At 73.0% G+C, this 11647-nt stretch carries 8 protein-coding genes, 1 other RNA gene and 4 pseudogenes; 7 read left to right on the top strand and 6 right to left on the bottom strand.

Annotation, left to right across the window (positions count from 1 at the left end; all coding sequences use genetic code 11):
• Window positions 1–104 precede the first annotated feature (104 nt).
• Both WKH84_RS11530 and WKH84_RS11525 read left to right on the top strand, forming a co-directional pair.
• Window positions 105–178 (top strand): annotated as a pseudogene (locus tag WKH84_RS11530) (hypothetical protein); the annotation flags it as partial.
• Window positions 179–573: 395 nt separating this feature from the next.
• Window positions 574–1269, top strand: a complete 696-nt coding sequence (locus tag WKH84_RS11525) for an FAD-dependent monooxygenase (RefSeq protein ID WP_341856716.1) — start codon at window positions 574–576, stop codon at window positions 1267–1269.
• A gap of 346 nt (window positions 1270–1615) precedes the next feature.
• Here the strand turns inward: WKH84_RS11525 and WKH84_RS11520 are convergent, their stop codons facing one another.
• Entirely contained in the window at window positions 1616–1906 is a 291-nt protein-coding gene (locus WKH84_RS11520) for a DUF4188 domain-containing protein (protein ID WP_341856869.1), read from the bottom strand.
• Between the two features lie 526 nt (window positions 1907–2432).
• Here WKH84_RS11520 and WKH84_RS11515 point away from each other — a divergent pair.
• Entirely contained in the window at window positions 2433–3185 is a 753-nt protein-coding gene (locus WKH84_RS11515) for a MerR family transcriptional regulator (protein ID WP_341856715.1), read from the top strand.
• A 42-nt stretch (window positions 3186–3227) separates the two neighbouring features.
• On the opposite strand, the gene WKH84_RS11510 is transcribed toward WKH84_RS11515, so the two are convergent.
• Both WKH84_RS11510 and WKH84_RS11505 read right to left on the bottom strand, forming a co-directional pair.
• Window positions 3228–3554: a hypothetical protein gene (locus WKH84_RS11510; protein WP_341856714.1), complete on the bottom strand. Its 327-nt coding sequence runs from the start codon at window positions 3552–3554 to the stop codon at window positions 3228–3230.
• On the bottom strand, window positions 3551–4063 hold the full coding sequence (locus WKH84_RS11505; protein WP_341856713.1) for a DUF779 domain-containing protein: 513 nt from the start codon (window positions 4061–4063) through the stop codon (window positions 3551–3553). Before WKH84_RS11505 ends, WKH84_RS11510 begins: the two co-directional genes overlap by 4 nt.
• Window positions 4064–4230: 167 nt before the next feature.
• On the opposite strand from WKH84_RS11505, the pseudogene WKH84_RS11500 reads away from it, so the two are divergent.
• Window positions 4231–5234: pseudogene (locus WKH84_RS11500) on the top strand (aldo/keto reductase family protein).
• 304 nt (window positions 5235–5538) lie between these two features.
• On the opposite strand, the pseudogene WKH84_RS11495 reads toward WKH84_RS11500, so the two are convergent.
• Window positions 5539–7083: pseudogene (locus WKH84_RS11495) on the bottom strand (alanine/glycine:cation symporter family protein).
• Window positions 7084–7303: 220 nt separating this feature from the next.
• On the opposite strand from WKH84_RS11495, the gene ffs reads away from it, so the two are divergent.
• An RNA gene (gene ffs, locus WKH84_RS11490) (signal recognition particle sRNA small type) lies at window positions 7304–7400 on the top strand.
• A gap of 226 nt (window positions 7401–7626) precedes the next feature.
• Entirely contained in the window at window positions 7627–8493 is an 867-nt protein-coding gene (locus WKH84_RS11485) for a CPBP family intramembrane glutamic endopeptidase (RefSeq protein WP_341856712.1), read from the top strand.
• On the opposite strand, the gene WKH84_RS11480 is transcribed toward WKH84_RS11485, so the two are convergent.
• A complete protein-coding gene (locus tag WKH84_RS11480; protein WP_341856711.1) occupies window positions 8429–9106 on the bottom strand; it encodes a MerR family transcriptional regulator in 678 nt (225 codons plus the stop codon). The genes WKH84_RS11485 and WKH84_RS11480 overlap by 65 nt on opposite strands.
• 85 nt (window positions 9107–9191) lie before the next feature.
• On the opposite strand from WKH84_RS11480, the gene WKH84_RS11475 reads away from it, so the two are divergent.
• The gene (locus tag WKH84_RS11475) at window positions 9192–11093 is read left to right on the top strand and encodes an MFS transporter (RefSeq protein WP_341856710.1); all 1902 of its coding nucleotides are present in this window, start codon (window positions 9192–9194) and stop codon (window positions 11091–11093) included.
• Between the two features lie 124 nt (window positions 11094–11217).
• Here WKH84_RS11475 and WKH84_RS11470 read toward each other — a convergent pair.
• Window positions 11218–11628: pseudogene (locus WKH84_RS11470) on the bottom strand (MFS transporter); the annotation flags it as partial.
• Window positions 11629–11647 lie beyond the last annotated feature (19 nt).

Raw genomic sequence — 11647 nt, 5'->3', positions numbered from 1 at the left:
CGCCGCGTCCCGCTCCGCGGCGTTCCGTCCCGCTCGCCTCGCGGTGCGAGAGCCTGCAGGAAACCCCCTGGGCGGCTCCGTCGGGCGCGAGTAGCGTCGAGGGCATGGACGTCACCGTCATCGGAGGCGGCATCGCCGGCCTCGCCCTCGCCCACCAGCTCGCCCCCGACCACGACGTCACTGTGCTCGAGGCCTCCCCGGGCCCCCGCGGCGGCGGCTACATGATCGACTTCTTCGGCCCCGGTTTCGTCGCCGCCGAGCGGATGGGCATCATCGACGAGCTCCGCGCCCGCGGCCACGTCTACGAGGGCGTGCGCTACGGGACGCCCGACGGGGCCGAGTCCGGCCGGATCGACGTCGGACCGCTCGCCGCCGCCCTGGGCGGCCGCTACTTCTCCATCCTGCGCCCGGAGGTCGAGCTCGGGCTCCTCGCCGTCGCCGCCGCGCTCCGTCGACCTGCGCTACGGCGCTCGCGCGGTCGCGGTCCGCGACATCGGGCTGCGAGGCGGGGGCTCCCCGCGCGGCGCCCTGGTCGAGCTCGCCGACGGCACCACGCTCGCCTCCGACCTCGTCGTGGCCTGCGACGGCGTCCGCTCCCCGGTGCGGGAGAGGGTCGCGCCCGGTCACGGGGAGATCGTGCCGATGGGCTACCGCGTGGCGAGCTATCTCTATCCGGATCCGGAGCTCGCCGCGGAGCTGGGGGAGCGGATGCTCATGACCGACACCGTCGGTCGGGTGGGCTGGGCGTACACGGCCGTCGACGGCCGAGTCGGCGCGATGTTCGCCGAGCGGACCGATGCCGCGAGCACCGAGCGGCCCGTCCCCGATCGGGAGCGGCTCCAGCGCGACTTCGCCGGCCTCCACCCGCAGGTCGACCGGGCCCTCGCGAACGCCCCGGAGTCCTTCTACGACGACCTCGCCGCCCAGGCGATCGCGCCCCGCTGGAGCCGCGGGCGCGTGGCCCTCGCCGGGGACGCCGCCCACGCCCCTTCGCTCCTGGCCGGGCAGGGCACCTCGCTCGCGATCGCGGGGGCCGAGGCGCTGGCCCGGAGCCTCCGTGCGGCCGGGCCGCACGTCGAGGTGGGGCTGGTCGAGTACGAACGGCGCTGGCGGCCGACGGCCGAGCAGGTGCGACTCGCGGGCCGTCGCAGCGCTTCCTTCTTCGCCCCCGCGAATCGTGTCCAGCCGCGGATCCAGCAGATCGCCCGCCGGGCGGTCACGCCGCCCGGGGCGAGCCTGTTCGCAGCGCGGAGCGTCCTCGGCCACTGAGCCGATCCGGGCGCGCCCGGCGGCGAGGGGACGACCCGTCGGGCCGTGCGGGTCGCGGGGACGCCGCCGGCGGATCCTGATCGGTCGGCGGTGACCGGTCGTCGAGATATCTCCGGCGGATCCCACCCGTCGGCGGGGCCGGTTCCCCCGCGCGGGTGCCCCGCGGCGGGGCCGCGGCTCGGAGGGCCGACACTACGGCGCAGCGGCGACCAGCGCCCCATGCTCTTCCGGGAGCCGGCCCTGCAGTGAGGGCGATGCCGGACCGGAGGGCTCGAGGCGCGGTGCCGTGGAGGGTGCCGAGTCACTGTCCGACGTCGCGTCCCCGGCAGGACAGGGGCGCGGCGCCTCAGCGGGTGCCGAGCCGCTGGGCGGCGGTACGTCCCCGGGAGGTCAGGGGAGCGGAGCCGACCGCCTTCGCGAGCCCGACCGTCGCCCCGTTGCCGTAGAAGGTCTCGATCCCGTCCGCGGGCACGGCGTAGGTCTCGTGCCAGATCCCGACCGCGCCGGGATGCTTCCGGGCCGCCTGGTTGAACGCCTTCCAGGCAGGCAGGTGCTGGGCGCTCGACATCCTCGCGTAGGCGTAGAGGTGCTCGGTGGTGCGCCAGTACTGCACCACCCAGGGACCCTTCGCGCCGATCAGCGTGTCCGCGCCGAGGAAGCCGAGGTCCTCGGCCTCGCCGCGCGCGGCCGCGGCGCGGTTGCGGTGCGCTCTCGGCGAGCATGCGCGGCATCGCGGCGGCGACGGGGCCCCACAGGTCCGGCCGCCACGGGGCGCGGATGGTCATGCCGATGTGGAAGACGACCAGGTCGTCGACCTCGGCGTGGGTCAGGTTCGGGGGCCGACGATCGGTGGAGGCGGCCGGACGGTCAGCGGGTGCGTCGGGGTGGTCCATGGAGCCCTCGTCTCAATTAGAAAGTGCTACTTTCTAAGAATGCGCTCGGGTCGACTCCCCGTCAAGGGGTTGCGGGCGGCGGTCCTCCTCCGTCCGGCCCGACCCGTCGGTCCTCGCCGCGTTCGGCCCGGTGCGTCCCGTCCGCCCGGTGCTCCCCGTCCGACCCCGCCGTCCCGCGCAGCGACGGATCTGCGCGAGAATCGAGGCCATCCCGCCGGCGTGCTCTCCGTCCGATGCCCAGCCCGCCGTCGCACTCCCGGAAGGAGCCCGATGAGGATCTCCGCCCTCTCCGCCCGCACCGAGGTACCGATCGGCACGATCAAGTACTACCTGCGCGAAGGCCTGCTCGCGCCGGGGCGGCAGACCTCCCGCACCACCGCCGAGTACGACGAGTCGCACGTCGAGCGGATCCGCCTCGTGCGCGCCCTGACCGATGCCGGGGGTCTGGGCATCGCGGCGGTGCGCCGCATCGTCGAGGTTCTCGACGCGCCCGGGCCCGCCCGCCTCGACCTGCTCGCCACCGCGCGCACGCGCGCCGCTCGCCGACGAGCCGGCGCCGTCCGTGGCGACGGGGCGGAACGGGCGGACGCGGACCGATGGGCCCGACGGGGTCGACGGCGCCGACGACTTCGAGCAGGGAGGGGCTCCCGCGGCGGGAGCGCGGACGGCGTCGACGCGGCCTCGCCGGCCCGCGCGTGGCTCTCCCGACGCGGCTGGCACAACTATGAGGGCGACCTCCTGGTCGCACGGCTCGAACGGGTCTGGGCGGCCTGCGAGGCGGCGGGGATCCAGCTCGACGACGAGCTGATGGACGGCTATGCCGAGGCGCTCGAGCAGGTCGCACGCCTGGACGTCGACACCGTCCCCGAGGACCCCGACGAGGCCGTGCGCCGCGTGGTCGTCGGCACCGTGATGCTCGAGCCGGTCTTGCTCACGCCGCGCCTGCTCGCCCAGCGCGAGCTCTCCGTGCGTCGCGCGGAGACCGTCGACGGGGGCCGGATCCGGACCGACCCTCGACGATGAGCACCGCCCCGTTCCGAGGGTCCGAGCGTGCGACCCGGCGGCTCAGTACGGCGTCGTGGGCGGCGCCCCGGGCGGGGGCTCCGGCGGCGGGGGCTGGTCGGGCTGGGGGAGCGGCTCCGGTGGCGGCTCCGGCGACGGCTCGGGCGGTTGCCCGGGGATCGGGGCCGGCGGGTCCGAGGGCGGCGCTCCCGGCGGCTCGGTGGGCGGATCGGTCGGCGGGGCCGTGGGCGGCTTGCCGGGTGGGGTCATCGGCGGTTCGCTGGGCGGCGGCAGGTCGCCGCCGGACGGCGCAGACGCGAGCGAGTCGTTCGGCGCGCGTTCGGCATCAGTGAGGCCGACCGAGCGGTCCTCGAGCGGACGGCGGGTCATCGCGGACTCGTTCCCGGGACCTCGACCGGCACCCGGTCCTCCAGCATCCGCGACCGGGTCAGGAACCTCTTCCCGTCGGGGGACTCGAGGCTGAACCCGCCGCCGCGGCCGTCGACCAGGTCGATCGTCAGGTGCGTGTGGCGCCAGTAGGCGAACTGCTCACGGCTCATCCAGAAGTCGAGCGGGCTGGTGGTGCCGTCGGGCAGGGGCACCTCGACGTGGCCCATCCGCACATCGGCGTCGCCCGTGATGAAGTCGCCCTCCGGGTAGCACATGGGGGAGGAGCCGTCGCAGCGACCGCCGGACTGGTGGAACATCAGTGGGCCGTTGCGGTCGATGAGCCGCTGGATCTGCGCGACCGCCGCGCCGGTGAAGGCGACGCGGGAGAAGTCCTCGCCCTCGACCGTCGGCTCCATCTCCAGGACGTCGTCGGCCTCGGTCGGCTCCGGCGGCGGCGGCGCCGGCGGCTGTCCGGGCCGCGGGGCGGGGGTGGTGGAGGTGTCGGTCATCGGGCTCTCCTTCCAGCGCGGCCGACGGCGCGGCCGGCCGGGTGCGCGGCGGTGATCGTCGGCCCCGGCGTCACGGGCACCCGGACGGCGGGTGCGACGACCGGCGTCGGCCGGTGTGACGCGGGCCACCAGGATAGACCCGTGCCGGCGGACATAGGGTGGAACGCATGGAACATCGCCACCTCGGCCGCTCCGGCCTCAAGATCAGCGAGATCATCTACGGCAACTGGCTCACCCACGCCTCCCAGGTCGAGGACGACCGCGCCCGCGCCTGCGTCCGCGCCGCTCTCGACGCCGGCATCTCCACCTTCGACACCGCCGACACCTACGCCAACACCGCCGCGGAGGTCGTGCTCGGCGAGGCCCTGAAGGGCGAGCGCCGCGAGTCGCTCGAGATCTTCACCAAGGTGTACTTCCCGACCGGCCCGAAGGGGCACAACGACACCGGCCTCTCCCGCAAGCACATCCGCGAGTCGATCGACGGCTCGCTGCGCCGCCTGGGCACCGACTACGTCGACCTCTACCAGGCGCACCGCTACGACGACGCGACCCCGCTCGAGGAGACGATGCAGGCCTTCGCCGACGTCGTCCACTCCGGCAAGGCCCTGTACATCGGCGTCTCCGAGTGGAACGCGGACCAGCGCGCGCCGGCCACCAGCTCGCCCGCGAGCTCGGCATCCAGCTCGTCTCCAACCAGCCGCAGTACTCGATGCTGTGGCGGGTCATCGAGGAGCGCGTCGTGCCGACCTCGCGCGAGCTGGGGATCTCCCAGATCGTCTGGTCTCCGGTCGCGCAGGGCATCCTCACCGGCAAGTACAAGCCCGGGGCCGAGGCGCCCGAGGGCTCGCGCGCCCGCGACGAGAAGGGCGGCGCGGACATGATCAAGCGCTTCCTGAACGACGAGGTGCTCACCGCGGTACAGGGCCTGCTGCCGATCGCGGAGGAGCTGGGGCTCACCCCGGCGCGACTCGCCCTCGCCTGGGTGCTCAGCAACGACAACGTCGCCGGCGCCATCATCGGCGCCTCCCGCCCCGAGCAGGTCACCGAGAACGTCAAGGCCGCCGGTGTCACCCTCGACGCCGACGTGAAGGCCCGGATCGACGAGGTCCTCGGCGAGATCCCCGAGACCGACCCGACGAAGACCCAGTCCCCGTCGCACCGCCTGTCCTGACCTGATCCGGCGCGCGCCGGCAGTCGCGCGCCAGGCGCGCACAATTCTGCGCTCCCTGCGTGAGCTCACGCCGTATACGGCCGCGAGGTCACGCAGGGAGCGCATCTGTGTGCGGCGCGGGAGGGCGGGCGGTGCGGGGTGCGGTGCGGCGCCGCTCCATGAACCAGGCGGAGATCGCCGCGGGGGAGCCTCGCCCCGCACTCCTGGAAATCGCCCGCACTCCTGGAAGCCCTCGCACGGACGGAGGAGCGGCCGGTCCCGGGGGCCGGCCGCTCCTCCGCGCGAGAGCGGGTGATGGTCCGCGTCAGCGGTCGGAGACCTTCTTCTCGAGGTCCTCCCCGGTCTCGCCCTGGCTGACCAGGCCGTCCGCCCGCGCTCCCAGAACTCGGCGTTCTTGATGCCGAGCGGGCGCGGATCGAACTGCGGGTCCTTGCCGGCCTTCTTCTGCTGCTGGTAGTCCTTCAGCGCCTTGAGCGCGGGGCCCTGGAGGATGAGGATCGCGACCACGTTCAGCCACGCCATCGCGCCGACGCCGATGTCTCCGAGCGCCCAGGCGTTGCCCGTGGTGGTCACCGAGCCGTACACGACGGCCACGAGGATCAGGCCCTGCAGGGCGCGCACCAGGGCGCGACGCGCGGTGCGGTTGGGGATCCAGCGGTTGAGGTAGGTGAGGTTGACCTCGGCCATGTAGTAGTAGGCGACGATCGTGGTGAAGGCGAAGAAGAACAGCGCGATCGCCACGAAGGTCGGGCCCAGGCCGTGGAACACGGACTCGAAGCCGTTCTGCGCGAACTCGGGACCGTAGTCGGTGCCCTCGGGGACCGAACCGGCGTAGATGAGCTCCTCGTCGGGACCCTGGAACACCTGGTACATGTCGGTGGAGATGATCAGGAACGCGGTCGCCGTGCACACGAAGAGGGTGTCGATGTAGACCGCGAAGGACTGCGCGAAGCCCTGCTTGGCGGGGTGGGAGACCTCGGCGGCGCTGGCGGCGTGGGGACCGGTGCCCTGGCCGGCCTCGTTGGAGTAGAGTCCGCGCTTGACGCCCATCTCGACGGCCTTGCCGACGATCGCGCCGAAGACGGCGTGGGCGCCGAAGGCGCTCGAGAAGATCAGTCCGAACACGTGGGGGATCTGATCGAAGTTCACGAAGAACACGATCAGCGCGGCGATGATGTAGAGGATCGCCATGATCGGCACGACCAGCACGGCGAAGTGTGCGATGCGCTTGACGCCGCCGATGATGATGAAGGCCAGCAGGATGACCACGCCCACGGCGGAGACCCAGTGAGGCAGGCCCCAGGCCTCGTAGGCCGCGGAGGCCATGCCGTTGCCCTGCACGCCCGGCAGGAAGAAGCACATCGCGACGACGGTGACGATCGAGAACACGATCGCGTAGACGAGGAACACCGGGGCGGCCGTGGTGTGCTTGAACGCCTTCTCGATGTAGTACGCGGGTCCGCCGCGGTACTCGCCGGTGTCCTTGTCCTTCTCCTTGTAGATCTGGCCGAGGGTGCACTCGACGAAGGAGGTCGCGGCGCCGAGGAAGGCGATCAGCCACATCCAGAACACGGCGCCCGGGCCGCCGATCGCGATCGCGGTGGCCACACCGCCGATGTTGCCCATGCCGACGCGTCCTGCGAGGGAGATCATCAGCGACTGGAAGGACGAGGTGCCGTCTGGGGAGGCCTCGCCCTTCCTCAGCTGGTTGAGCATGTCGGGGATGCAGCCGCACCTGCAGGAACAGCGTGCGCAGGGAGAAGTAGAGGCCGGTCAGCAGCAGCAGACCCACCAGGGGGAGCGACCACACGAGGTTGTTGGCCCCGGTGATCAAGGTGTCGAAGAACATGGGATCTCCATGGGGAGGGGAAGGATGGTCGCGGACGGACATCGGGCTCGCCTGTGAGCCCGGTCACCGACATCGCCGTGGAGGAACAGTAGCGCGTCACAGCCCCGCAGACACCTCAAGGGATGTCCGTTATCCGACTGCAATGCGCGCGGAGGCGGTGAGTCGGGCGACATCCGACCGCTCCGGCATGACGAGGATCGGGCTCGTCTGTAGACTGGGCCGCGACCCCTCGTGCGGTGTCATCTTGCTGAACTCCCCCAGGGCTTGACGGCAGCAAGGGCAGGTGAGCTCTGACAGGTGCGCGAGGGGTCGCTTCATGCCCGGGCGCAGGAGGTCCGACGGCCGCCGGCCCTGCAGGTCCGGCCATCGACGCGGCGCCTCCGACCGACGAACGCTCCCCCGCCGCGCCCCGCCGCCGACGGGGGATGCCCCCACCTCGGCCGGGCGGTCCTCCCCGTACCGCCGCCCCGGGCAGGATCCCTAGCGTGGACGACGATGCGGAGCCCGCCCCGGGACCCGCGCATCCCTCCCCAGGAGCGCACGATGTCGACGCCCCCGGCAGTCGCCCAGTCCGTCCTCGCCCCCTCGCTGCGCCGCGTGCTCGCCTTCCTCGGCATTGCGCTCGCCGTCTCGACCGCCCTCTCCCTGCCCTTCGCGTTCGGGGCCCTGCCGCCGGAGGCCGTCGGCCTCGCCGTGCCGCTCGCGCGGCTCTCCCCGCCGCTGGCCGCCCTGCTGGTGCGCCGACGCGGAGCGCCCTGGTGGCGCGCCCTCGCGCTCGGCATCCCCTCCTGGCGGGCGCTCGGGATCGCCGCCCTAGCCGCGATCGCAGCATTCGTGATGGTGCCGCTGGCCAGGATGCTGATCGGGCTCGGCGCCGGGATGCCGCCGTCGGCCGATGCCCTCCCGCTGTCGTCCCTGCTCCTCGCCGTGCCGGCCGTGCTGGTGATGCAGTCGCTGTTCGCGATCGGCGAGGAGGCGGGGTGGCGAGGCTGGCTGCACGGCGAGCTCCGCCCGCTCGGCTTCTGGCCGATGTCCCTGCTCGTCGGGGTGATGTGGGCGGTGTGGCATGCGCCGATCGTGCTCGCCCTCGGCCTCGCGCCGCGCGAGGCCGTGACCTATCTCGGCACCATCGTCGCCGTCGCACCGCTGCTGTCCGCGGCGCGCGAGATCTCCGGCACCGCCTGGGTTGCCGTGCTCGGCCACGGTCTGCTCAACAGCGCCCGTGTCGCGATCGAGCAGAACGTGCTCGGCCCGCTCGAACCCGAGACCGCCTGGTCGCTGGATCTGAGCGGCTGGGCGCTCTGGATCGCGGCGGCATGGATGGTGCTGCGACTGGGTGGGACGCTCAGGAGAGCCGACGCGCGACTTCCCGCTGCTGCGGGTTCAGGCCGCGCTCGGCCAGGTCGATGATCAGCCGGCTCTGCTGCTCGGTCACCTCCGGGACGTGCTCCGCGAGGACCTCCAGCGACCGCCGCGTGTCCGCGACCAGTCGCTCCAGGGCGTCGGCGCCGGTGTGCTCGTCGACCGCGTCGAACCGGTCCTGCGGCTCCAGGATCCGCGGTCGCGTCCGGGGATCCTGGAGGACATCGGCCATCCGCTGGGCCTGCTCCTCGTCGGTGTGCAGGTGCGCGTAGAGCGTGGAGAGCGGAACGTCCTCAGGCTTGGTGACCAGCGCGGCGGCCAGGCGCGTCAGACCGAGGTGCGCTCCAGAGCGGGCCTCGGCGAGCCGCCTGCGCCGCGCCGTGAGCGCGGCGATCTGCCGGCGCAGCGCCTCGTCCACCTCGTCCAGGACGTCCTCCGCGGTCGCCGCCTCGGACCCCGCGACGACGGCCCCCGCCTGCGCGAGCGACAGACCGGAGCGGGTCAGATGCCCGAGGCGCACGAGGGCGACGAGATGCTCGACCTCGTACTCCCGGTAGCCGTTGGCGCGACGCGCGGGCTCGGGCAGGACCCCCTTCTGGTGGTAGTGGCGGACGGCGCGCACGGTCACGCCGGCCAGATCCGCGAGCTCTCCGATGCGCACAGCGCCATGCTCCCAGACGGCGCAGGGCGCGGTCCGGCACAGGAGCCTTGACCCTGACGCGACGTCATGGTCCGCAATGGTCTCCATGAGACGCATCATCCGGTTCTACCTGGCCTCCTACGGCACCTCGCTGCTGGGCAACTCGATCACCGCGATCGCCCTGCCCCTGCTGGTGCTGTTCACCACCGGCGACCCGCTCGGAGCGGGCGTCGTCGCGATGGCCGCCGCGGTGCCGGCCGCCTTCGCGGGGCCGCTCATGGGTTCGCTCGTGGACCGCTTCGACCGACGCGCCGTTGCGATCCTCGCCGACGTCATCTCCGCGCTCGCCCTGCTCGTCCTGCCGATCGTGCATTTCACGGTCGGGCTCGAGCTGGGCTGGTTCATCGCCGCCGCCGTGCTGAACTCCTTCGGGGACGTCCCGGGGATCACCGCGAGGGAGGCGATTCTGCCGGCGATCGCCCGCTCCGCGGGCGTGGGCGCCTCCCGGCTCATCGGTGTGCGCGAGTCGATGTCGGGGGTGGCGGCGCTGATCGGCCCCGCCGTCGCCGGGATCCTCGTCGCCGCGCTCCAGCCGGTCACGGTGCTGTGGTTCACCGCGGGGCTCGCAGCGCTGGCCGCCCTGCTCACGCTCGTGATCCCACGGACAGCGACCGCGGCCGTCGCGCGCGACGGGCGCGCCGACGATCCCGCTTCCGCGCCCGCCCCCGCGTCGATCTTCGCCGGCCTCGGCGTGATCCTCCGCGCGCCGCTCGCTGCGCGGGCTGGTCCTGCTGCGGCTCGTGCTGGCGGTCGTGCTCGCCGCCACCCAGGGAATGGTCGTCCCCGTCCACTTCGCGTTCCGGGGCGAGCCGGGGCTGGTCGGCTTCGTGCTCAGCGCGCTCGCCGCCGGACTGCTGCTAGGAGGGGGTCGCTTCGCCGCCCTCGGGCACCGAATCCCGCACCGCCGATGGTTCCTCGCCGGGCTCGTCCTCGTCGCGACCGGCGTCGTGCTCATCGCGGTCCTGGGTCCCACCTGGTCGGTCTTCCTCGGTGCGGCCGTGATCGGCCTCGGCGGAGGATGCATGAACGCCGTCATCGGCCTGGCGTTCGTCGAGAACGTCCTGGATGCCCAGCGGGGCAGGGTGCTGGGTGCCCAGAACGCACTGATGACCCTGGTCCCCGCCGGAGGGATCGGCCTGGCCTCCGTGCTGATCGAGCTCGGCGGGCTCCCGCTCGCCACCGCCGTCCTGGCCGGTCTGTGGATCCTCGCGGCGCTCGCCACGCTCCTCTCGCCGCGCCTGCGCGGCCTGGGGGACCCTGGCGCGCATCCCTCGCCGCGGCGTCGCCGACCGGACGGCGCCGGTGCCCACCCGTCGCCGTCGCCCACCACCGCTCCCGGAAGGAGCGACCGATGAGGATCTGGCTGAACGCCCGCACCGTCCTCCACGACCACTGGAGGACCTACCTCCTGCTGAACCTCGCCGTCTACGGCGTCCTCGTGGCGTCGGCGGTGATGACCCTGCTGCTGCCCGGGCCGCGCGGACGCGCTGCGCAGGACGTCGAGACCTTCGGCGGCCTCCCGATCCTGTCGCTCGTGACCGAGGCGTACACCGACGGCGACGTGCTGGCGGCGGCGGTGGGCACGTTCCTGGCGAACTTGCTGTTCGCCGCCGTGCCCACCACCACGCCGCCCTCCCTGCTGATCCCGTACGTGGGCGTCGTGCTGACGGTCCTGCGTACCGGCATGATCGGCGTCTGGCTCACCCCGACGACGCCCGGTGAGGCGATCGCTCTCCTGCCCCACCTGATCGTGCTGGTGATCGAGATGCAGGCCTATGTCCTCACGGCGCTGGGGACCGTGGTGCTGTGGCGCACGACGTTCGGGCACCGGCGTCTCGAGCTCCCGTCGGCGGGGGCGGGATATCGCGCCGGGGTCGCGGACATGCTCGCGGCTCTATCCAGTCATCGCCGCCCTTCTGCTGATCATCGCGATCGTCGAGGCGATTGAGGTCATCTGGATCATGCCGCCGCTGGGGTGAGGGCCCCAGCGCAGGCTCACAGATGCTCGGCCGGATGCTCCTCCAGGGTGCTCGCCCGCTCCTCCACGGTTGGGGCCGACGGGGCGCGTCTCGGGGGTCGCCGAGCGCTGCGTTGACCAGCGCGGCGACGACCACGAACGCCGCCGCTCCGGTCGGTAGCCACATCGCGGCCTCGGCCCCGACGCCGTCCGCGACCGCGCCGGTCAGCGCCGAGGTCGCGGACTGACCGACGATGGTGGCCGAGCCGAGCATCGACATCAGCGTCGCCGAGCGGCCCTGCGGGGCGCGGTCCGCGGCGAGGCTGTAGATCGTCACGATCGTCGGCCCGATGCCGATGCCCGCCACGGCCATCGCCCCGACCAGGCCCCACAGCCCGCCGGCGAGCCCGAAGGCGACCATCGAGGCGAGCATCAGCGCGGAGAACACCAGCCAGCGGTGGGAGCGGCGGAAAGCCTCCGGGAACAGCGAGATCGACAGCGCCAGGATCGTCGAGCCGACGCCCATCACCCCGTAGACCAGGCCG

The organism is Brachybacterium sp. GPGPB12 (genome assembly GCF_038396325.1).
GTDB classification, from domain to species: domain Bacteria; phylum Actinomycetota; class Actinomycetes; order Actinomycetales; family Dermabacteraceae; genus Brachybacterium; species Brachybacterium conglomeratum.
The sequence above is the reverse complement of the archived record's forward strand: the minus strand, read 5'-3'. Positions and strand labels throughout refer to the sequence as shown.